The sequence below is a fragment of the Streptomyces sp. S.PNR 29 genome (genome assembly GCF_030386795.1).
Classification (GTDB): Bacteria; Actinomycetota; Actinomycetes; order Streptomycetales; family Streptomycetaceae; genus Streptomyces.
Genome location: NZ_JANUQM010000004.1, coordinates 62,052 through 84,499, shown reverse-complemented (window position 1 = coordinate 84,499; position 22,448 = coordinate 62,052). Strand labels below are relative to the sequence as shown.

Genomic DNA, 22,448 nt, shown 5'->3' with positions numbered 1-22,448 from the left:
CCTCACACCACCGCCTTCGCCAGGAACCATGGTTCCTGGCACAACCGATCAGTTCGCCAGAGTGGCTGAACGTACAGCCTCCGGTCCGAAGCGCCGACGGGCACGGTCGGCGGCGGCTTCGGCTGCGCGGGCGCGGGCATCGCCGGGGTCCAAAGAGAGCTGGCGGTAGGCCCTGTCGGCTGACAGCAGGCGGTCTGCACGGACCACGAAGGCGCGCACTCTCGCTCGCTGCAAGCCGAAACCGGCCAGCAGGTTCAATGCAGTTGCGGCGAGGGCCGGCGAGTGGTTGGTGGGTTCCGGCAGGGTGCTGGTACTCGTGGTGGAACTGCAGTCGGCGTACCGCACGGTGAGGGTGAGCCGGCTCGCGATCTGACTTTCGCCGCGCAGGCGTTGACCGATCTGGTCGGCAAGTCCCAGAACTGCACGGTGATGCTGTGCCGGGTCAAGGCAGTCCCTCTCCAGCACGAGGTCGGCGATCAGGTGCACCGCTGGTTCCGCAGGGACAACCGGACGAGGGTCGTGGCCGCGGGCGCGCTCGGCCAATAGCCGCGCTTGGCCGACGCCGAGGAGCCGCTGCAGGGTCTCCGCGGGTATGTCGGTGATCTGGCCGATGGTATGCAGACCGTATCTGTGAAGTGTTTCGGCCGTGGTACGGCCGACCCCGGGCAGTGCCGTGACCGGCCGTGGGTACAGCCAGTCGGTCACGTGATCAGCGGGGACCCAGGTGGTCTCTCCCGGCGCGGAGGCGTCGGCCGCCAGGGCAGCCAGCATGCGGTTGTTCGCGAGCCCGGCGCTGCTATCGACGCCGTAGAGAGCCTTCAGCCGGAGCTTCGCCAGCTGAACGACGTTGTAGGGAGACAAGTCGAAGTATCTGAGCGCCGAAGTCAGGTCGAGCTGGACGGCGTTGGGCGGGACAGGCTGGACGTGAGGAGTGACACCAGACAATAGTTCGATTACATCGTCGTACTGAGACTCGGTCAGTGCGGCGTGCAGGTGAAGGTGGGCAATGTGCCGCTGGCGTGTGGTCATCCCGCGCTCCCGGGGCTTCGGTGGCCGAACTTCGTCAGGTCGGCGGAACGAGTGCCGGCAGGCTGGAGATCGGCGTACGGGTGCAGGCGGGCACCTGTGGTGCCGTTGGCCAGGGTGCGGTGCTGCTGGGCGGGGGTCGGGTGCGGGTGGGTCTCGCCGAGGAGGGCGAGCGCGGCCTCGGGCCCGTTGTCGCGGCGGGCGGCGGCGATCTCGTCCAGGTCCCAGGCCATGGTGCCGACGACAGTACGACGGGTGCCGCGCACCTGGACCGTGCCGCGCACCAGCAGCAGGCCGCTGTGGAAGACGGTGTGCGCGCAGGCCGGGTGGGAGTCCTCGAAGAAGGCCAGGTCGACCAGGCCGGAGCCGTCCTCCAGGGTGACGAAGATGATTCGCCGGCCGCTGGCGATCGGCGGGGTCTGGGTAGAGGCCCGCACACCGGCGACCAGGACCTGCTGCCCGGCCCGCAGACCGGCCAGATGGGCAGCGTCGGTCGCACCGATCTCGCGCAGCAGCCGGTGGTGGTGCTCCATCAGGTGCTTGGAGACATCGATCCCGAGAGTGCTCAGCTCGGCGCTGAGGGCCTCGCGTCCGGTCATCTCCGGCAGACCACTCGGTTCCGCCCCGCCGACGGCGCCCGCGTCGATGGGCAGCTGGCCCTTGCCTGCGGACCGAGTGCGGGAGGCACGGTGGAGTTCGGCAATCTGGAGCAGGAGATCACGTCGGGTGAGGCGGCCGTCATGCAGACAGTCCAGGGCGCCGATCTCGGCGAGGCGTTCGGCGACCGGCCTGCTGGGACAGGCCCGCTGCCAGAAGTCCGACAGCGATCCGTACGGCTGCCCCTCCTCGATTCGGGCACACTCCTCCTCGCTGATGCCACGCACCTCAGACATCGCGAGCCGCACGCCCCACCGATCTCCATCGGCCTTCTCCACGGTGTGCTTCACCTGGGAGTGATTGATGTCGACGGGCAGGACGGGGACGCCCCGGCGGCGGGCGTCGGAGACGAGGACCCGCTTGGGCCACATCCCGGGATCGTGTTCAAGCAGGCCGGCCAGCAGGAACGCCGGATAGTGCGCCTTGAGCCAGGCACTCTGCAACGCCGGTACGGCGAAGGCGACCGCGTGAGCGCGGCAGAAGCCGTATGCACCGAAGGCCTCCACGGTCTTCCAGACCTCGTCGCGGACGGCCTCGCTGTAGCCACGCGCGCGTGCCAGGCCATGGAACCACTCCCTGATACCGGGCAGCCGATCTTTCTCACCGAGCGCCCGCCGGGCGATCTCCGCCAGCGCGTAGTCGCAACCAGTCATCACCGACAGCGTCTCGATGATCTGCTCGTGCCAGATGGTCACGCCGTAGGTGTCGGCGAGCACCGGCTCCAGGTCCGGATGCGCGTACGACGGCGCACCCCCGTGCCGGGCGGCGATGTACCGCTCGGGCATGCCGCCGGCGACCGGTCCGGGCCGGAAGAGGCTGATGTCGGCGATGACGTCCTGCACGTCGCGCGGTTGCAGCCGGGACAGCAGGTCCTGCTGGCCGGGCGATTCGAGCTGGAACAGGCCCAGGGTCTGGCTGTCCTGGATGAGCTTGAATGCGAAGGCATCGTCGAGCGGCACCTGCCGCGGGTCGTCGAGGTCGATGCGGTTGCCTGTGGTCCGTTCGATCTCGGTGACGGCGTGAGCCATTGCAGATTGCAAGCGGACCCCCAAGACGTCCAGTTTGATATTGCCCAGCGCTTCGATCTCCTCCTTCGCGGCCATGGCCATGGGGTAGTCGCCCTGCGGGGTGGGCTGGACCGGCAGCCGGTCCAGGAGGGTCGCGTCACTGATGACCACGCCGCAGGGATGCATGGCCATGCCGTGCACCAGGGAATCGAGGCCCTCGGCCAGCTCCCACAACGGTCCGTAGCGGTGGGCCTCGGCGGCCAGTTGGCGCAGTTCGGGCAGTTCGGCGAGGGCGCCGGTGATGTCGGAGGCGGGCAGGTGCGGGAAGCTCTTGGCGATCCGGTCGACCTCGGCCGGGGCGATACCCAGGGCGAGGCCGGTGTCGCGCAGGGCGCGGCGGGCGCGGTAGGTCTCGGGCATGGCGGTGACGGCGACCCGTTCCTTGCCGAAGCGTTCGAAGATCGTGTCGTAGCACTCGAGCCGTCTGGCGGACTCCACGTCGATGTCGATGTCGGGCAGCGAGGCCCGGCGCACGCTCAGAAAGCGTTCGAACAGCAGGCGGTGGTCGAGCGGGTTGGCGGTGGCGATGTCCAGAGCGTGGCAGACCATCGAGCCGGCGCCGGAGCCGCGGGCCGCGACCCTGATGCCCTTGGCCCGGATGTCAGCCACGACCTGGCCGACGGCGAGGAAGTACGAGTCGTAGTTCAGCGCGGAAATCACCTTGAGCTCTTCGTCCAGCCGCTCGAGCGCCACTCGGTCGCGGTCGAGGCCGCGCCTGGCCATGCCGGTCTCGCATTGCCTGCGCAGCAACTTTGCCGCGCCGTCCGCTCGGGGCTCGGCGCCGAAGAGGGACGGTTCCGGGAAGTGGCGGGTGCCGAGCCCGAGGTCCGCCCGGGGATCGAGCGCGCACGCGGCCGCCGTGGCGGCGGTGTCCGCCATCAGACGGCGTGCCCAGCGAATGTCTCCTCCGGAGCATTCGGTGATCATTCGCGCGACTATCTCCATTTCCCGCTCGTCCTTGAGCCAGCGCTGTCCGGTGTCCAGGTAGCGCCGGTCGATCGGTCGTAGCAGGCGCGCGGCGTCCAGGACATCGGCGAAGCGGTGCTGGTCGGGATCGGCGTAGCGGACGGCATTGGAGAGCACGGCGGTGATGCCGGTGCGGTCGGCCAAGGCAAGGGTGCGGGCGGCCAGGCGCAGGGATCCCGGTCCGGTACCGAAACGTTTCTGCGCAACGGCTTCCAACCGGACCTCCCTCCCGAAGATCTCCTTCCAGGGCGCCAGCAGCTTTGCCGCGACGTCCTCCCGGCCCACCGACAGCGCCCGTGCCGGTTCCGAGAGCGGCCCGAGCAGCACGGTCAAGCCGGGGCCGCCGTACTCGCGCAGCGCATCCCACGGCACCACCGGTGGCGTACCGGACAGTGCACCGGCGTGGGCGGCCGACGTGATGCGGCACAGCCGTGCCCATCCCGCCCGGTTCTGCGCGAGCAGCACGAACCGCAGCGGCGGCTCGACGACGTGCGCGCCGCCTCGCACCGGAGTACGGGCCCGCCGGACAGGCGGCGGAGGTGCGAGGGCCTCCACCGCCAGGTCGATTCCGAAGATCGGCCGGACTCTTTCTTTCGCGCAAGCCTGTGCGAACCGGACGGCGCCGGTGACCGTGTCCCGGTCGGTGAGCGCGAGCGCGGACATGCCCCGCTCGGCCGCCCGACGGGCGAGCTGCTCGGGATGGGACGCGCCGTAGCGGGCGGAGTAACCGGACGCGACGTGCACGTGGGCGAAAGCCTCCATGCCGCACCTCCATCACTCCACCCCTTTTCGGCCATACGCCCGATATATTCATCGTACTCGCGTTCGATTACTCTAGCCCCATCAACCCCGGTCGGCGACCATACTCGAACACATCATCGATTCTCTGGTGAAGGTGAGCGGCGTCCGAAACAGCTCACCCCGCCACTTCCCCAGCCGGGCAGAGCAATTGAAGAACCCCCTGCACGTAACTGAGCGTTGCCATTTGGCCACTCTTTGCATCACAGTTGGTCAGTGAGGCGTGGCACGGGGGTGGCGGGTAGTGACCCCTTGATGCGCTCCCCCTAACGCTTAGATCACGACTTCCGTCGTGACGCCTTTGCGCTGTATCGAGCTTCGGATGGCCAGCGGACTGTGAACGGATCCGGCCCCTGCCGCGCGTAGGCTGCCGGACATGGGTGCGGCAAAGCGGCAGATGGAGCTGGAGTTCGAGCGAGCCTGGTCCTCCCGGCGCGGACATGTGTGTGCGGGATGCCTCAGCGACATGGCGCTCAAGAAGGTGATCTCTGATTCCGCCCAGGACGACGAGGAATGCAACTTTTGCGGCGAGAGTCCTGCCGCTGAACTGGACGTTCTAACCGAAGCGTTCATCGAGGGGCTGAAGACCGAGTACGCCAACGCCGACGACGAGGGAGTCCCCTACGACAGCGGTGAGGGCGGCTACCACGTCGCCACGACCTGGGACACCTGGGAGTTGGTGGATGAGCACTCCGACGTCTTTGCCAACGATGCGGTCCTGGAGGCCGTTCGCGAAGCGATCGGCCTCCAGACATGGACCGAGATCGGCTGGCAGTTCCTGCGCTACAACGAGCAGCTCACCTCCAGCTGGCAGAGCTTCTGCGAACAAATCCAGCACAAGACCAGGTACGTCTTCTGGCTCCGCCGCGACAACGCCGACCAGGAGGAGGAACGCTGGGGGGAGATCCCCGCGGGACGCATCCTTGATCAGATCAGTCAGCACATCCTGGACTTGGACTTGCTACGGGAAATCCCCGCAGGCACCAGGCTGTGGCGCGCCCGCGAGGTACAGGACAGCGAGGTGTCGGCAGCAGCCGGCTGGGGCGCCGCCGACCTCGGCACCGCACCCCGCGAGTTCGCCCGGACCTCCAACAGGATGAGCCCGGCCGGAATCCCGATGTTCTACGGCGCATTCGATCAGGACACCGCCGAGCAGGAGGTGACGCGCGGCGAGCAGAAACGACTGGCAGTAGGCACCTTCGAGCTCTCCCGCAGCTGCACGGTGGTCGACTTCACCCGACTTCCCAGCGTTCCGTCGATGTTCGACCCCGAGCGCGGCCACCAGCGGCGCACCCTGCTGTTTCTGCACCAGTTCGTTGCACAGATGGCCAAGCCGGTTCGAGACGGCTATGACCAGATCGACTACGTGCCGACGCAGGTTGTCGCGGAGTTCCTCCTCAAGGTCTTCAACCCGGACAACCCCGTTCAGGGGCTGATCTACACGTCGTCGTTGAACCAGAGGCCCTGCGCGGTGTTCGACCTCGACAGCAGCTGTTGCGTGGAGCAGACGACGGGGTGGGACGCCCAACCGAAGACCCGGCTCGGGCTCGTTCCCGGATCCGTTCGGATGGTCGAGGTCAACGGCTGACTATGACGGCGTTCGGTACATGCGGAGTGAGGACGCTGCAGGTTGTTCGGCGGTGCGGCGCCCGCGCCGCCGGGCAGGTCCGACGGGCAGCGTGTTAGACAAGACGAGGTCAGGTCGAGCAAACCACCTTGTTCCAAAGGCCGTTCGAGCTGCGGGCGACCATGCCCGCCCTCCGGGTCACGTCGGCGTCAGGTTGGTCGGCGGCACGCTCGCATTGCAGGCCTTTGACAGCAGCTCCCAGCGCAGGTCTCCAGAGTCGAGAGCCACGCCCCAGGAGGCGAGGGATGCCGCCAACCGGTCGAGCAGAGACAACAAGACATCGGGAACAAGCCCACACTCACGCGTAATCCGGTCCGTCTCGACCCACCCCTGACCGGTCGAGAAGTCCGTATGCGCCGCGAGACAGAGGGCGATCAGCCGCAGAGACGCATCGGGACCCATACAGCCGCCTCTCGCCATACGAAGTGCCCAGTCAGCAGCCCTCCTGCGGTCGGGGCGCGCGGGACGCTGGGCAAACAGCGCGCCATCGAGGATCTGGGCGACCACCGCCCTGTCGGCAGAGCCCCGCACAGCTGGCGTTCTGCGAAGCCACCGCGCCTGCTCCAGCTCGCTCCATGGGCGGGGATCACCCCCCAAGCGAAGACTGCGCAGGACCCCCACCGGCAAGCGGGCCTTCCCCTCGGAGTCCATGCGCAGGGCGCACTGCACGGCGAGCAGGCGGGCAGCAGCTCCAGTGCGGCTCGGCAAGGCTGCGGCCAAGTAGCTGAGCATCTCGCGCACCTGATTCTGATCGCCCGGCCCGTTGAGCCGTCGCTTACGGCGCCGCGAGGTGCCGTCCGTGGGCGTGACAACCGCACGCAGGAAGGTTTCCGGGACCACGGCGGCCTGCGCCGTCACCGATGCACAGGCCGTGCAGGCATCAGCAAGCCGCCACAGCCGTCCACCTCGCTCGCGGGCGAGAAGCAGAAGGATGGGGCCGGCACAGCCGCGATGACGGGGGTGCCAGCGACAGCCCCGTTCGTGGCACTGGCAGGTGCGCATGTACGGCGGCAGAACGTCGCGACGGGCATGCCCAGCCAGATGTTCGAGCGCCGCAGAGCGAGCGGAAGCGGCAACGAGCCGCGCGCCTCGATAGTCACATTGATGACACACGAGCTGTGGTCCGCCGGATCCAGGCCGCAGCTCCACAGTCCAGGCACGCCGCACTGTCGGACGTGTTGTGCAAAGCCTCATAGGGCGCGCTCCTCCCAGTCCCGTCCGGCGCCGCCATCCACTCGCGAGAGCGACGGCCGCACACGGTAGTGCAGACCTCTGCCCTCCGACCTGCGCCATCACCTGCGGAGATAGGGCAGATGTCTGCACTGACAGGGCAGTGGTCTGCACCGTCGGATGGTTGGGTGACGATCTTTCCGCCCGATCCGGACTTCGAGGCACTCCGCCTCGAGCTCGCGCGCCTGCGGGCGGCCCACGGATGGACCTACGACGAACTCGCCGCCCGTAGCGGGCTGGCCAGACGGACGCTCATCGAAATTGAGCAGGGCCGCACGATCGGGACTCTCAAAACCTGGCACGCCCTCGCGCACGCCCTGAGCACCCCGCTCGACGAGCTCTTCGCGACCTTGTGCAATGGCCACGAACGCCCCGGAAAGGCCGAGGGCTGACCGCTCGCAGGGCGGCATTAACCTACCGCCCAAATCAGCGACTCGATGACGAACACATGATCGCATTCTCGAACGCCAGTCTCACCGGATGCGGCAGTCCGGAGGACACCTGCGGTGGTGACACCCATGAGACGGCGTGTTGGCTGGCAGGTTCGCCCGCATGCGTTCCACACCTCCCTTTCCACGCCGTTGGGATGGCAGCCTCGTCCATGTCCGTGCAAGGCGGTCCCTGCGGGTAAGCAGCGACAGTGCCAGTCGTCTGCTGCGGTCCGGTCAGAGTGACCGCTGCCAGGATTGCGGCAACCGAATCGAGTGGTACCACCGCACGAACGAGCGACCTGTCCGGCTGCACCCTCAGGAACTGCCTGTCGAGACGGTGCCTGCTGCCTGCCAGTGGCATGTCAGCTGCGGCGTCGCTCATCCGTCGGGCGACGGCAGCGGCTGGTGCCGCCTGCCGCACGCCCTGCTGTGTCCTGCCCGCAGCGCAATTCCGGATGTGCCTGAACTGACAGAGCTGCGGCGCGCTCTGGCAGTCAGTACCCGCCGTCTGATCGACCGCGGCATCTTCGTTCCCCCCTCCGCACGGCCGAGCGCCGAAGGCTCTTCGACTGCCGCTTGTCGGCCGGCCCGGCCGGTCGTACAACTCCTGTACGTCCGTTACCTCGCCAGCAGACCCGTAGACGAAATCCAGTGCGTCGCCCAGACCCGCCGACGCCACCGCTGCACAAGTCCGCTGCTCGCGCCCGGAGCTCCGGCAGGCGTATGGGCTCTCCTGTCCACCGCTACCGCGCATGGCCAACTTCCTTTGCCCGGCGCGGTCATGGCCGTTTATGTGCTCACGGGGCTGCCTTACGCCGAGCAGTTGCGGTGGAGGGCTCAACGCTGCCCCGAGCACTCCGCTATTCCGACAGCGCCCGACATGGCTGTGACTGAGTGGGAGACCTTCAATCCGCTCGTCCACCACGAGCACATCCATACGCGGCTCCCGACACTCACCCGGCGTCCAGGCCCTGCCGGCCTGAGCAGGAAGGGGACGCAGCCATGACGGTTCACCACGCCGTTGAAATCACTCTGACCCGGCCCGCCACCGATGGGGAACTGCGGCGTGCGGGGCGCATTGTGGCTCTGGCCAGCAACACTGACCACACTCGACTGCTGATTGTGCAGCGTGCGAAGACTCCCGGGCGCGCGCTGCGAGCAGTTCGTCATCGACTCAACGCCGCGCTGCCCATCGACGTCGTCACCACCCACTACCCGGACCGGCAGGGCTGCGTCCTGGTGAACTTCGCTCTCAGTCACGAGGCCCGCACCATCATCCATCGGGCTGCGGCAGCCGGCGGTCAACGGCCCCGTGACTTCCTCAGCCAGACCGTGACCGATGCCGTCGCCCGACACCAAGAAGAGCGCGCCCGCCGACTGACGACCCATCTGAATGGGCTTCTGGACCAACACACCGCGGAAGAACTGCTGCTCGGAGCAGCGAGCATGCTCCTCAGCCATCGCACCTGCCTGCCCAGCAGCAAGTCATCCGCCTCCCCTTCCTGAGGAGCCCTTTGTGCCCACTCCGACCGACGAGCAGGTCCAAGCCGCTGACACCTTCCGAGCAGGACACCACCTCGTCCTGCAAGCGGGAGCCGGCACCGGCAAGACCACTACCCTCGCGCTGCTCGCCGTCAGCACCAAACGACGTGGTCGATACCTTGCCTTCAACAAGGACATCGCCAGCGACGCCGCCACGCGGTTCCCTCGGACGGTTATGTGCAAGACAGCGCACGCGACCGCGTTCGCTGCGCTGGGCCACCGCTACGCCAGCCGCCTCAACGGCCCTCGCCAACCAGCCTGGAAGGCCGGCCAGGCACTCGGCATCACCAAACCCATCCGCATCGGCGATCAGGAGATCAGCCACAAGACCCTCTCCCACACGGTGCTGCGCGCCGTGACCCGCTTCTGCTACTCCGCCGACCGGGCCCTGGACCGTCATCATGTACCGCGTATCCGGCGCCTGACGGCACAGGCCGAGCACACCCAACTTGCCGACGCTGTCCTGCCGTTCGCAGCCAAGGCCTGGGCCGATCTGCAAAACCCCGAGCAGGGTGTGGTCCGCTTCGAACATGACCACTACCTGAAGATGTGGGCCCTGACGGAACCCAAGATCGAGGCAGACTTCCTCTTCCTCGACGAAGCCCAGGACACCAACCCTGTCCTGGAACAAGTCTTCAACGCCCAGCGCGGCCATGCCCAACTCGTCATGGTCGGCGACTCCGCCCAGGCCATCTACGGCTGGCGCGGCGCCCGCGACGTGATGACCGGCTTTGACGCCACCGCTCTCACCCTGACTCGCTCCTTCCGCTTCGGCCCTCTCCTTGCCGAACAGGCCAACCGCTGGCTCGAACTCGCCGAGGCGCCCATCCGGCTGACCGGAAGCGAAACCATTCCGACCAAGGTCGGAGACATCGAAAACCCGGACGCGGTACTGTGCCGCACCAACATTGGTGCCATGGCCGAGGTGATGCGGCTCCTCTCCGAAGGCCGCCGAGTGGCACTGGCCCGTGGTGGACACACACTCTCCGCACTGGCGTTGGCGGCTCGCGACCTCAAAGAAGGCCGCCGAACCAGCCATCCCGAACTCGTCCTCTTCGCTTCCTGGGGCGAAGTCCAGGACTACGCGGCGTACGACCCCGCTGGCGGCGACCTTCAGCCCTTCGTCGATCTAGTCGACACGCACGGTCCCGAGGCGATCCTCGCGGCGGTCGACAAGCTCACCGACGAGGACGATGCCGACGTAATCGTCTCCACCGCTCACAAAGCCAAAGGCCGCGAATGGCCAACGGTTCGGATCGGTGACGATTTCCCACCTCCCAAGGACTCCGACCAACAGGACTCCGAAAGCCGTCCTATCCCTGAACCTGTCAGCGATACTGACGCCCGTCTCGCCTATGTCGCGGTCACCCGAGCGCGTCGCCATCTCGACCTTGGTGGACTGTCCTGGATCGACAGCCACCTTGGAAACTGATTGCCCATCACCTTTCCGTGCCACCGCCGTCACAAGCACGCCAAGGACCTCGATTGAGCTTGCAGGGATCTACAGTGCCCTAAGAACCGGACTTTTGAGGGGCTCGCTCACCCAAGACACCAGCAGTTTTCCCCAACTTTCGGCAGCGCGCGGGCTGTTCACGGCCCAACCCGCCTGCCAACATCGTTGTCCGGGTTTGACGCCTTGGTGGGGGTGGTGCTGTATGACGTCCGTACAGAACAACGACCAGCGGCTACTCGACCGCATCCTGGAGGACCAGCATCGGAAGCTGGCACCGGACAAGAGCAGGGACGACTTCTTCACGTTCTTCGCTGCCGACAAGGCCCTGCAGGACTGGGACCTCGACAACGACGAAATCATGGACGGGATCGTGGACGGTGCTCACGACTGCGGCATCGATGGCATCTGGACTTTCGTGGATGAGCGCTACGTCACCGCCGATGCCCATCAGTTCCTGCCGTCGCGTGCCGGCAAGATCGAATTGGTGATCCTGCAAGCCAAGACCTCGACGGGCTACCAGGAGACCGTGGTCGAGAAGCTGCACTTCCATCTGCCGACGCTGCTGGATATGAGCCGGGACGAAGATGACCTGGTCGCACACACGAACGCCAAGCTCCTGGACCGCACACGGCGCTTCCTACACATCCTCGAAGAGCTGGCGTCGTCGTTCCCGCAGGTCCGCATCAAGGTGATCTACGCCAACAAAGCCGCCGAGACGCCGCACCCCAACGTGAAGGCCAAGGGAGATCGGCTGCGGCGAGAGCTCGCGAAGATCACTTCGGACACCAAGGCAGAGCTGGAGTACCTCAACGCCGCTGACCTACGCGAACGCACCGCCCGAGGTGCCAAAGCGGTCGCGCAGTTGGTGTTCACCGAAACCCCGATGAGCACCTCGCTCGGCGAAGGATACGTTTGCCTGGCCCGCCTGGACGAGTACTACCGCTTCATCACCTCGGACAATGAAGCACTCCGACTGGAACTGTTCGAATCGAACGTGCGCGACTACGCTGGGTCTACTGCGGTGAACAACGCCATCGGCGAGACGCTCAAGTCCGGTACGGGCGAGGACTTCTGGTGGTTCAACAACGGTGTCACCGTGGTCGCCGACGCTGCCCAGATCGCAGGTAAAAGGATCGTCGTCAAAGAGCCGCAGATCGTCAACGGGCTGCAGACCAGCCATGAGATCTACAGCTATTTTCAGAACGGCGGCCAGCACCGCGACCGCTCCCTTCTGGTCAAGATCGTGGTCGCACCAGAGTCCGGTACCGCCCGCGACCGCATCATCCGAGCCACGAACAGCCAGACGCAGCTACCGGCGGGCGCCCTGCGAGCCACCGAAGCCATCCAGAAGGACATCGAGGAAAGCCTGGGCCACGCCGGTGGTTACTACTACGAACGCCGCGCCAGCTACTACCGCAACCTCGGCTTCCCCCTTGACCGGGTCATCAGCATGACCCGCCTGGCCCGGGAGTTCACCGCCTTCGTCCTGCGCGAACCACACACCGCCCTGCGGCACTCGGACGCATTGCTACTGGACGACCAGCACTACGCCCAGATCTTCTCCTCCCGCCACGACCTGGACATCTACCGCCTATGCCTCGATGTCCACACCCGCCTACGAACCTTCCTCGCTCAGTACACCGAAGACCGGCCCCTGCTGGGAGAAACCCTAGAGAACTGGCTCTACCCCCTGGCAGCCATGTCCGCCCACACCCTGACCAGGCTGAGGCAGCCCACCCCGCGGGACTTGCTCAACATTGACCTCGACCACCTCAGCGACGACCTCATGTCCCGCATGACGGGCACGCTGGAGCAGAACTTCAAAAGCGCCCTGCGTCAGAGCAAAGCCGGCGGTGTGGACCGCATCGCCCGCACACCAGACTTCACCGCCAAACTCCGCCAGGCCGTCATCTCCCAAAGCCGATACCACATCGAACGTTAACCGGCGGAAACTAGATTTCAGATTCGGGCCTGTCACCTCTCCCTTTTCAGTGCCCGCGGTTCACTGAGTAGCTTGGAGCGTCCCGCCCAGCGGACTATGGAGGTGGGGATGTTTTTTGGGCGAGGCGAACGCGGTGGCCTTCTGCGGTGTCGCCGAAGTCGCGTTCGTCGTCGCCGCGGAACCGTTTGTAGAACCACTCGGGTACTCGGGTGGTGTCCAGGCGGGTGCGGAGCACGCCGTCCTGCACGTCTCGTGCGACGTTCCGTAGGCGGTGCCATTCGTCGTCGGGAATGGGGCCGGGGCGTCCGTTGTGTAGCTCGGTGTTGACGACCTTGGTGAGTCGGTCGCGTTCCTCGGCCACCTTGCGTTGGCCGGACCAGATCTCGTAGGCAATCTGGTAGGCCGCCAGGGACGGGACGAAGAAGCTGAGGAGGGTGTCGCCCAGAGTGGCGTCCGCGACCACCAGACCGGCGACGAGGCCGACGGCGGCCCACAGCATCGCGGTAGCGGCGATGAGGTGGCTGTAGCGGCGGCGGAGGCGGGCGTCCCAGGCGAGGTTCTGTTCCTGAGCGATGAACACGTCGTAGGGGTGGTGGACGTCGTTGGTGGGGTCGTACCAGCCGTCGGTGATGCGCTTGTCCTTCGCGCCGCCTCGCGGGAGCTTGCGCGCGAGACGGCGGACGTCTGGTTCGGGGATGGGGTCGCCTGCAACGGTGGCGCGCCACGGCAAGTGGAACAGGGCGGTGTCGAACATCTCCTGGAGCAGCGCGCCCTGGCGGGCGGTGTTCCCGGCGAGGCCCTTGAGCAGGAACGCGGAGACGACGAACCAGAAGAACCCGACGATCGAGACGGCTGTCCGGCCGTGGCCGATCAGCGTGATCAGGACGCCGGCGGCGGCGAGCGCGACGGCGGCGGTGACACGCACGGCTTCGAGGAGTTGGCCGCGTTGGTGGCTTGCCGACGCGGCGCGTTGGAGGAGCAGCATGTCGTCGTCGAGTTGCCGCTCGTGGATGGCCCGAGACGGGATCCCGCGGACGCCGTCGGGGTCGATGGAGAGGTTCATGGCCTGGTCATCCGGTTCCCGAACAGCTTCTTCCACTCGTCGTAGGCGGCGCGTTCCTGCTCCTCGTCCTCCAGGTCGACCGCCTGTTCCGCGATGGCTCGGGCCTGGTCGAGCGCGTTGGCCGCGGCGAGTTTCTGGGTCGCGTTCATGACGTCGTTGACGTCACCGCCCAGGCCAGCAGGGTCGGGCCACTCGTCGCCGATGCGTTCGGCGGCTGTGGCCAGGAACAGAACGATCTCGTCTTGGTACCGCCCGATCGGCGGTTTCACCAGCGACTGAGCCATGACCTCCAGCAGGAAGGAGGGCGACACGGGCTCGCCGAGTTCGCGGTTGATGCCCTTGACCATCTTGACGAAGGGCACGTACTTGCCGTCGCAGTCGCCGTTCTTGGCGATACTCAGCTCGTGGTGGCGCTTGGGGTTGGTCGCGATCCAGTCCCCTGCCGAGGGATTGGGGATGTAGTAGCCGCCGTCCTCTCGCTTGAAGGCGGGAACTACGTCGATCGACATGACCTCGTCGTCGGAGCCGTAGGGGATGACGACGGCCATGCCGTCGTGGGCGGCGGCGCTCCACTTCTGACGGAGCAGGGTCTCCAGTGCGTTGATCACTTGGATGGGGGCCTGATCGCGGAAGCCGGCCTGGGAGCCGTTGGCATCGAGGACCACGAAGATGTCGATGTCCTTGAGCTTCTTCGTCTTGGTGTCGCGCCGGTAACTGCCGGTGAGGAAGTCGTCGGCGAGGTCCCAGTGCGACCGGACGAAGTCTCGAATGGCCTCGTGCCGTGCCTTCGCCAGGTTCTGCTCGGTCTGGGTGATCTCCAGGTTGTGCTTGAGGTTGGCGAAGGCGTCGTCGATGTATCCCATAGCGCTGTGTCCCCTGCTCGTGGTCTCAGGTGTGGTAGTACCGCATGCCGGTCGAGGCGTGCGGGGCGGAGCCAAGGGTGCCGAAGGTGATGCCGCGCAGGCCGTCGATGCTCGCCCGATGGCCGGGGCCCCAACCTGGTTGCGGGGTGCGCGGCCCGTTGAAGGTGCAGAACAGCCGGTAGGTGGTGCCCGGGGGCACCCGGTCGAACTTGGCTCGGAACCGGGCGGCTCGGGCGCGGGAGGCGGTGAACTCGGCGTTGCCGTTGCCGGAGGTGGTGTAGGACACCGGGAACTCGATCACTGGTGCCACGGCGCCCGAGGGCTGGTGGCACTCGAGGACGACCGTGTCGAGAGAGCCCTCCTCGATCCACGCCTTGATCGCGTTCTCGTTCTGCACCCAGTCGCGGCGCATCCGGTCCATGTTGATCCCCAGGTCGGCGAGGATGTCGCTGATGGCGCCGAGAATGACGTCGGTTAGGTGCGTGGCGGTGTGGGTCCGGGTGTAGCTATAGGTGTACGTGGAGGTCATCGCTGAGTCACCGCCCGTCGCAGAGCCTCACGGTCGATCAGCGGACCGGAGTTGGAAGCCTTCGTCTCCGGAGCGGGCGGGACAGCGTCAGACAAGCGGGCGTGACCGCCGACGGCTGCCTTCACCTGCTCCTGGAGCGGAACCGGCGACGGCAGGTGGATCGTGAAATCGTCGGCGCCCGCCGCGCCGGGGACGGGGTTGAGGTTCTCCTCCAATGTGAGCGCCGCCGTGCCGGACACCGTCGTGATCTCGCAGTGCACCTTGCCGGCCACCAGGGTGATCGGGTGCTGCTGCAAGTGCCCTGCAGCGATCAGCATCCGCCCGACCGCCTCAGCGGCCGACATCGCCTGCACCGCCTCGTCGCGGGACAGCGCGGAGGACTGCGCCACCGTGTCCGCCACGAGGTCCGAGATCACCGCCCAGGTTCCGCTGGCGCTACGCACGGGGGAGGCCGCCACCTCCCTAGTGCGCCGCACGGGACACCTCCGGCTCCCTCATCTCCGCGACGGCGTTGTGCACCGCGGCGGCCAGGTCGTCTTCGGTGAGGCTGCCGGGGTCCAGCACCGTGTCCAGCCGCTGAGCCAGGGCTTCGAAGACCACCTTGCGCGTACGGCGGCCGTCCAGCCCGTGAGCCGCCTCGGCGATGCGGACCACCGCCGAGGAGCGCGCCAGCTCACCCAAGGCGGGGTACTTGTCGGCCAGCATCAGCAGCGTGGAGGCCAGGATCTTCCGCAGCGCCTCCGGCTCGGGAAGCGGGACGAGGATGGCGGCGTCGGAGCGGGAAAGGAACGCCTCGTCCAGGGCGGTGGTGAAGTTGCTGGTTGCGACGAAGAACAGGTGCGGGTGCTCGGCGGCGTTGAGATCCAAGGCCGTGAGCACCGCGTCGGTGGCGCGGTGTACATCGGCCGGGTTGGCGGCCAGCGACGCCGCCGAACGGGCGACTGCCATCGACTCCACCTCGTCGAGGATCACCACGGTCGGCACGCCATCCGACGCGAGACCCGGCACGTACTCGCCGAGCAGCTCGCTGACCCGCTGCTGCGACTGCCCGTGCTCGGCGCTCATCAGCCCGTGCGGATTGATCTCGATCCGCCGGACCCCGCCTCCGGCGACGTAGCGGGCGACCTGCGCCGGCAAGCCCCGTGCCAGGGTGGTCTTGCCGGTGCCGGGAGGACCGTAGAGCGTGCACAAGCCGTGCAACGCAGTCACCGTGAACGGCAGGTCAGGCCGCACGAGCAGGGACAACACGGTCTGGTTGCGCAACCGCTCCTTGATCTCCTCCGGCACCACGATGGCGTCCCACAACCCGGCCTCTGCTGAGTCGGCGGTGATCACCTCGTCCGACAGCACGCACTCCTGAACCCGCATCCCCTCAACTCCATCCCCCCACGCGCGGTGGGTCACCTCAGATCTGAACATCATCTTCCATGTTTTCGGTAGAGTACACGACACGCCGGGGATGCAACTCGACACACTTCACTCGGGCGTGTTCCGCTGGAGCCGAGTGATTTGACCGACCGGTAACCAAGGTGTGCCTAAGATGCGAGCGGAGCATTCAAGATCGAGAATCGTCCGCTGATCGGTGGACGTCGACTGGCCCGGAGACGAGCGACGTGAACGACCCGCAACTGGACCCCGGCGACATCGCAGCCCTGTTCGATCGCGCCCGACTGCGAATGGCACGCGAACTCCGTGGGCTCACCCAGGTGCAACTGGCCCGGGAAGTCGGCTCTGTCACCGCGGCCTCGATCAGCCAGTTCGAGACCGGACACACGAAGCCCGCCACATCGACGCTTCGCCGTCTCGCAGTCGCCTTGCGGGTACCGCCGTCGTTCTTCGCCGCCCCAGCCCGTCCCCCTGCTCAGGATCAGGTCAACGGCTTCTTCCGCAGCCTTCGATCCACCTCCCCTCGGGATCGCCAACAAGCGCTCGCGCACGTGCACCTCGCACGGGAACTCGCGCTTGAGCTCGAAAAACACGTCGCGTTGCCCGACCTCAATCTGCCGCGCGTCCCAATCGGCGAAGGACAGCCTCTTCAGGCCGCCGATATCGAACAAGCAGCAGCCCAGGTTCGTGACCACTGGAACGTCCCACCCGGTCCAGTCCAAAATGTCGTGCGACTGCTGGAAAAGAACGGAATTATTGTCGTCCGCTTCCGTGTCAGTATTGAAAAAGTTGATGCATTCTGCGTCGACTTTCCTGATCGGCCCATTATTGCTCTCGGGGCCGACAAGGGACTGCGCGACCGTTCCCGCTTCGATGCGGCTCACGAGCTAGGCCACCTGGTCTTGCATGGCCTCACCGGAAAAATTGGCGACAAGGTCACCGAGAGCCAAGCCCACGAGTTCGCCGCCGCGTTCCTCATGCCAGCCGACGACATCAAATCCGAGCTTCCGGAACGACTCGACTGGCCCGAATTTCTCCGCTTGAAAGCGAAGTGGCACGTTTCACTAGCCGCTCTCCTGGTCAGGGCAAAAACGCTCGGCGTCATGAGCGAACACACCTACGCGCAGGGGTGGAAAGCCTTGTCCGTTCGAGGATGGAGGAAAGTAGAGCCAGGCCCCCTAGGGAATCCCGAGGCTCCTGTACTCTTGGAACGCGCGCTAGAGCTCATGGAAACAACCGGCATCTCCTTCGCCGATTTCATCAATCGTTCCGGACTTCCGGAAGCCGACGTTCGGAACCTGCTCAGCAGGGATATCAGCGAACGACCTCGCGTGGAGTTTTGACCTACTGACCCGGTCACTCAGTCCCCATGTCATGAGGCCGAAGTGGTGGTCGTCCCGGCGCCGACGTAGTTCCATGAGCCCGGCTCGGTCGGTGAGTACGACTTCCCTGCTCACTTCATGGGATACCCAGGCGCCTCGTGCCGCGGACGAACAGTTGCTGGAGTGTCCGACGTCGATGGCGCGCTGGGCCCGAAACTCCTCCTGACGCCACAGGCTGTGCGTCTCACAGCGCGTGATGGTCAGATTTCACGGGCTTCGCGGGTTGCGCATTTGCCTCGGACGACCGGACCGGATCCGTTGCGCATGTTTTCTGGAACTGCAGGTCAGAACGCTCGTATTGCGCATGAAGCCTCGCCCCCTACACGGGGTACGGGCCAGGAGGGAGGCGTCGGACAGCAGCACCCCGCACGGATGCATGGCGACACCGCGCGGGAGGGCGTCGAGGGCCTCGACCAGCTCCCACAGCTTGCCGTACCGCGCCCCTTCCCGCTGAAGCTCCTCCGCCAGCTGCCTGAGTTCGGGCAGCTCCTCCAGCGCGGCCCGGGCATCCCGCGCCCGGATGTGCGGGAACGACTTGGCGATGCGGTCGATGTCGGCGGGGTCCATGGACAGGGCGGCACCGACGTCACGGATCGCGTGCCGCACCCGGTACGTCTCCGGCATCGAGACCGTCGCGACCCGCTCGGTGCCGAACCGGCCGATGATCGCCCGGTAGACCTCCAGGCGGCGCGCGGACTCCACGTCGATGTCGATGTCGGGCAGGACGACCCGCTCCTTCGACAGGAACCGCTCCATCAGCAGCCCCTGCTCGACCGGGTCGGCGTGCGCGATGCCGAGGAGGTGGTTGACGAGGGAGCCGGCGCCGGAGCCGCGCGCGGCGACCCGGACACCCATCTCCCGCACGTCGTCCACTACCTGAGCCACTGTCAGGAAATAGGAGGCGAAGCCGTGGTGGGCGATGATGTCCAGCTCGTGGTGCACCCGCTCCCAGTACTCCCGCCGCCCCGCATAACCGCGCAGCACCATCCCCGCCGCCGCCCGGGAGGCCAGCGTCCGCTGGGCGGTGCGGCGTCCCGCGCCGACGAGGTGCGGCTCGGGGAAGTGGACGGTACCGATACCGAGGTCGTCCTCGGGGTCGACGACACACTCGAAGGCGGTCTCCTGCGTCTGCTCCAGCAGGCGGTGGGCGGCTTCCCGCCGGTAGCCCGCGGCCTCGACGATCCGCTCGGCCGCGTGCCGCATCGCGCCCGCGTCCTTCAGCCAGGCCTCACCGGAGTCCAGCTCCTTGGTGGGGTCGACGGGCACCAGACGGCGGGCGGCGTCCAGGACATCGGCGACCGGCCCCAGGCCGGGGTCGGCGTACCGGACGGCATTGCTGAGCACCGGCCGGACGCGCTGCTCGGCGGCGAAGCCGACGGTACGGGCGGCAAGCCGCAGGGAGCCGGGCCCCGTGCCTTTCCGCCCGTGCCAGACGGCCTCCAGCCGCAGAGCGTCGCCGTAGACCTCCCGCCAGGGCGCGAGGAGCCTGGCCGCACGGTCCGGACGGCCCGCGGCGAGGGCGCGGCCGACATCGGAGCCGGGGCCGAGCAGGACGGTCACGCCGTCGGCGTGATTGTCGGCCCAGGTCACAAGGGGGGTTCCCGCCGCGGTATGGGCGGCGGACACCAGCCGGCACAGGTCGGCCCAGCCGCGGGCACCGTCCCGGGCGAGGAAGGTGACGCGCGGGGCCGACTCGTCGATGAAGGCACCGCCACGCACGGGTGCCGGACGCCGCTCCCGCCGTACGGACGCATCCCCCCGCACGGGCTCGGGCCCCGCCACCGCCAGCTCGGCACCGAACAGCGGACGGAGCCCCGCCTTGGCGCAGGCCTTGGCGAAGCGGACCGTGCCCGCCAGAGTGTCGCGGTCCGTCAGGGCGAGGGCGTCCATCCCCCGCTCCGAGGCACGCTCGGCCAGCCGTTCCGGGTGCGAGGCACCGTAGCGCAGGGAGAACCCGGAGACGGTGTGCAGATGCGTGAACCCCGGCACACGCACCTCCCGCACTCATGGACCCGACGATCCCTCGAACGTCTGTTCCCAGCTACCTCACCCCCACCATAGACCAATTTTCGAATGCGTGTACGACAAGAGTCCACCCCCACCCCACCTGCGCAAACGCCCGGGCAGCCCGACTGCCGACCCCTCCCGCGACGCGACCGCAGACGCAACGCGAAAGTCCCGCCCCTCGCGCGCGGGGCGGGACCTCACGGAACCTCGGGGGGATCAGCCGATCTGCGTACCGGTCGCCGACAGCGCCTCGGTGACCGGCTGGAAGAAGGTCTCGCCACCCGAGGTGCAGTCACCGCTGCCGCCGGAGGTGAGCCCGATCGCGTTGCTCCCCGAGAAGAGCGAGCCGCCGCTGTCGCCGGGTTCGGCGCAGACGTCGGTCTGGATCAACCCGTTGACGACGTCGCCGTTGCCGTAGTTCACGGTGGCGTCCAGCCCGGTGACCGTGCCGTCGTGCACCTGGGTCGTGGAGCCGCTGCGGGTCACCTTCATGCCGACGGTGGCCTCGGCCGCGCCCGTGATCTTCTGCGTGGAACCGTTGTAGAGGTTCACCTCGCTCGGGTGGGCCACGTCGGCGGTGTACTTGACCAGACCGTAGTCGTCACCCGGGAAGCTGGAGTCCTGGTTGGTGCCGATCTCGCTGCCGCTGGAGTCCGACCAGGTGGAGATGGACTCCGTGCAGTGCCCGGCGGTCAGGAAGAAGGGCTCACCGCCCTTGACCACGTTGAAGCCGAGCGAGCAGCGCCCGCTGCCACCGGTGATGGCGTCGCCGCCGGCGATGAAGGGCTTGAACTCCCCCTTGGTGCGCTGGAGTTCCGCCGTGGCACCGAGGCCGTCGACGACCTTGGAGAGCTTCGCCCACTCGGCCTTGGAGACCGTGCGGTCGGCGGTGACGACGACCTTGTTGGTCGTCGGGTCGGTCACCCAGGAGGTTCCCGGAATGGTCGCGTCCTGCTTGAGGGTGCTGCGGGCGCTCTTCAGCTCGGCGAGGGAGTTCTCCACGATTCTCGCCTGGGCCCCGGCCGCCTCGACGGTCTGCGCGGCGGTCTTGTCCAGCACGTTCACCACGAGCTTCTTGGTCTTCGCGTCGTAGTACGTACCCGCCGCGTCCGCGCCGAGGTCCTTGGCGAGCGTCGAGGCGAGCTTTCCGGCCGCCGTGACCGACAGGGTCTCGGGCATGGAGGCCTTCGGGGTCTCACTGGCGTTCGCGGACTGCAAAGTGACTCCCGCGGCGACCAGTGCGGCGATGCCCGCACCTGCCACGGCCACACGCCGCCTGGGTATGCGTCGGTGCTTCAACTGACGTCCTCCTGTGGGGGGTCGGCCCGGGAGGTTGTGGGGACCTCACGAACCGGAAGGCGTACGGCCACGGAGCCTGCGCACGACAAAATGCCGCGCGTCGACGCGTCCGTGCCGGTTGAACGGCGCCCACTATTCCGAGGACGACAGGGAGCGCACAAGGTCGACTTCAGGACGCGCGTAGATTGCGCGGCACGCGCCCCCTCAACTTTGACCGTCCACGGTCAAATCGGACGGAACGTCAGGCGGCTTCTGCAGTGCAAACGTTACCCCGAGTAATCTGCACGCACTCCGTGAGGTCTAGTCCTGGCTGGATTTCGTCCCCTCAAGGTCCGGATCCACCGGGGCGACGAGGGGCGGAAGTTGCTCCTGCACCGACTGCCGGGACACTCCCGGTGCCTGCTGGGGCACCTGTTGCTGGGCCTTCTCCAGGAACCGCAGCAGCTCCACGGGGAACGGCAGCACCAGCGTCGAGTTCTTCTCCGCGGCCACCGCCACCACCGTCTGCAACAGCCGCAGTTGCAACGCGGCGGGCGTCTCGGACATCTGCTGCGCCGCCTCGGCCAGCTTCTTCGACGCCTGCAGCTCGGCGTCGGCGTTGATCACCCGGGCCCGGCGCTCCCGGTCGGCCTCGGCCTGCCGGGCCATGGACCGCTTCATGGTCTCGGGCAGCGACACGTCCTTGATCTCCACCCGGTCGATCTGCACGCCCCAGCCGATCGCCGGACTGTCGATCATCAGCTCCAGACCCTGGTTCAGCTTCTCCCGGTTCGACAGCAGATCGTCCAGGTCGCTCTTGCCGATGATCGACCGCAGCGAGGTCTGCGCCATCTGCGAGACCGCGAACCTGTAGTCCTCGACCTTCACCACGGCCTCCGCGGCGTCCACGACCTTGAAGTAGACGACGGCGTCCACCCGCACCGTGACGTTGTCCCGGGTGATGCCCTCCTGCGCGGGCACCGGCATGGTCACGATCTGCAGGTTGACCTTGCGCAGCCGGTCCACCAGCGGAACGATCATGGTGAACCCGGGCCCGCGCACCTCGGAACGCAGCTTGCCGAGCCGGAACACCACACCCCGTTCGTACTGCTTGACGACCCGCGCCGCCGCCACCACGTACACCGCTCCGGCGGATGCCACCGTCACTGCCGCCGTCACCAGCTCCTCGACCATCACGGCC

17 protein-coding genes and 1 pseudogene are annotated in these 22,448 nt (G+C 67.1%); 7 read left to right on the top strand and 11 right to left on the bottom strand.

The features are described from left to right. Positions 1–48: 48 nt before the first annotated feature. Both NW895_RS12825 and dnaE read right to left on the bottom strand, forming a co-directional pair. The gene (locus tag NW895_RS12825; protein WP_289935597.1) at positions 49–1,029 is read right to left on the bottom strand and encodes an ImpB/MucB/SamB family protein; all 981 of its coding nucleotides are present in this window, start codon (positions 1,027–1,029) and stop codon (positions 49–51) included. After that, positions 1,026–4,478: a DNA polymerase III subunit alpha gene (gene dnaE, locus NW895_RS12820; protein WP_289935596.1), complete on the bottom strand. Its 3,453-nt coding sequence runs from the start codon at positions 4,476–4,478 to the stop codon at positions 1,026–1,028. The genes NW895_RS12825 and dnaE overlap by 4 nt, the downstream gene beginning before the upstream one ends. A gap of 412 nt (positions 4,479–4,890) precedes the next feature. Here dnaE and NW895_RS12815 point away from each other — a divergent pair, with 412 nt between their 5' ends. Beyond that, entirely contained in the window at positions 4,891–6,102 is a 1,212-nt protein-coding gene (locus NW895_RS12815; RefSeq protein ID WP_289935595.1) for a HEPN-associated N-terminal domain-containing protein, read from the top strand. A gap of 177 nt (positions 6,103–6,279) precedes the next feature. Here NW895_RS12815 and NW895_RS12810 read toward each other — a convergent pair whose 3' ends face one another. Next, positions 6,280–6,999 carry a hypothetical protein gene (locus NW895_RS12810; protein ID WP_289935594.1) on the bottom strand — a complete coding sequence of 240 codons (720 nt, stop codon included), beginning with the start codon at positions 6,997–6,999 and terminating at the stop codon, positions 6,280–6,282. Between the two features lie 500 nt (positions 7,000–7,499). On the opposite strand from NW895_RS12810, the gene NW895_RS12805 reads away from it, so the two are divergent. The 5 genes from NW895_RS12805 (at position 7,500) to NW895_RS12785 (ending at position 12,739) form a co-directional block, all read left to right on the top strand. After that, positions 7,500–7,763 (top strand): helix-turn-helix transcriptional regulator, encoded by a 264-nt coding sequence (locus NW895_RS12805; RefSeq protein WP_289935593.1) that lies wholly within the window; start codon positions 7,500–7,502, stop codon positions 7,761–7,763. A 160-nt stretch (positions 7,764–7,923) separates the two neighbouring features. After that, positions 7,924–8,808 (top strand): DUF6083 domain-containing protein, encoded by an 885-nt coding sequence (locus NW895_RS12800; RefSeq protein WP_289935592.1) that lies wholly within the window; start codon positions 7,924–7,926, stop codon positions 8,806–8,808. Next, positions 8,805–9,308 carry a hypothetical protein gene (locus NW895_RS12795; protein ID WP_289935591.1) on the top strand — a complete coding sequence of 168 codons (504 nt, stop codon included), beginning with the start codon at positions 8,805–8,807 and terminating at the stop codon, positions 9,306–9,308. Before NW895_RS12800 ends, NW895_RS12795 begins: the two co-directional genes overlap by 4 nt. 10 nt (positions 9,309–9,318) lie before the next feature. After that, a complete protein-coding gene (locus NW895_RS12790; RefSeq protein ID WP_289935590.1) occupies positions 9,319–10,776 on the top strand; it encodes a UvrD-helicase domain-containing protein in 1,458 nt (485 codons plus the stop codon). A gap of 223 nt (positions 10,777–10,999) precedes the next feature. Continuing rightward, positions 11,000–12,739 carry an AIPR family protein gene (locus tag NW895_RS12785; protein WP_289935589.1) on the top strand — a complete coding sequence of 580 codons (1,740 nt, stop codon included), beginning with the start codon at positions 11,000–11,002 and terminating at the stop codon, positions 12,737–12,739. A 94-nt stretch (positions 12,740–12,833) separates the two neighbouring features. Here the strand turns inward: NW895_RS12785 and NW895_RS12780 are convergent, their stop codons facing one another. The 5 genes from NW895_RS12780 to NW895_RS12760 are packed head-to-tail and all read right to left on the bottom strand — an operon-like array spanning position 12,834 to position 16,562. Continuing rightward, positions 12,834–13,802: an S-4TM family putative pore-forming effector gene (locus tag NW895_RS12780; RefSeq protein ID WP_289935588.1), complete on the bottom strand. Its 969-nt coding sequence runs from the start codon at positions 13,800–13,802 to the stop codon at positions 12,834–12,836. Beyond that, entirely contained in the window at positions 13,799–14,665 is an 867-nt protein-coding gene (locus NW895_RS12775; RefSeq protein ID WP_289935587.1) for a CBASS oligonucleotide cyclase, read from the bottom strand. The genes NW895_RS12780 and NW895_RS12775 overlap by 4 nt, the downstream gene beginning before the upstream one ends. Positions 14,666–14,690: 25 nt before the next feature. Next, on the bottom strand, positions 14,691–15,194 hold the full coding sequence (locus NW895_RS12770) for a hypothetical protein (RefSeq protein ID WP_289935586.1): 504 nt from the start codon (positions 15,192–15,194) through the stop codon (positions 14,691–14,693). Further along, positions 15,191–15,637, bottom strand: a complete 447-nt coding sequence (locus NW895_RS12765) for a hypothetical protein (protein ID WP_289935585.1) — start codon at positions 15,635–15,637, stop codon at positions 15,191–15,193. The genes NW895_RS12770 and NW895_RS12765 overlap by 4 nt, the downstream gene beginning before the upstream one ends. 19 nt (positions 15,638–15,656) lie before the next feature. After that, positions 15,657–16,562 (bottom strand): AAA family ATPase, encoded by a 906-nt coding sequence (locus tag NW895_RS12760; RefSeq protein WP_289935584.1) that lies wholly within the window; start codon positions 16,560–16,562, stop codon positions 15,657–15,659. 245 nt (positions 16,563–16,807) lie between these two features. Here NW895_RS12760 and NW895_RS12755 point away from each other — a divergent pair, with 245 nt between their 5' ends. Continuing rightward, positions 16,808–17,923: an XRE family transcriptional regulator gene (locus NW895_RS12755; RefSeq protein ID WP_289935583.1), complete on the top strand. Its 1,116-nt coding sequence runs from the start codon at positions 16,808–16,810 to the stop codon at positions 17,921–17,923. 316 nt (positions 17,924–18,239) lie between these two features. Here the strand turns inward: NW895_RS12755 and NW895_RS12750 are convergent. The 3 genes and pseudogenes from NW895_RS12750 to NW895_RS12740 all read right to left on the bottom strand — a co-directional run. Further along, positions 18,240–19,951: pseudogene (locus NW895_RS12750) on the bottom strand (PHP domain-containing protein); the annotation flags it as partial. A gap of 234 nt (positions 19,952–20,185) precedes the next feature. Beyond that, entirely contained in the window at positions 20,186–21,268 is a 1,083-nt protein-coding gene (locus NW895_RS12745; RefSeq protein WP_289935582.1) for a S1 family peptidase, read from the bottom strand. A gap of 300 nt (positions 21,269–21,568) precedes the next feature. Further along, positions 21,569–22,441 carry a slipin family protein gene (locus NW895_RS12740; RefSeq protein WP_289935581.1) on the bottom strand — a complete coding sequence of 291 codons (873 nt, stop codon included), beginning with the start codon at positions 22,439–22,441 and terminating at the stop codon, positions 21,569–21,571. Positions 22,442–22,448: the final 7 nt, after the last annotated feature.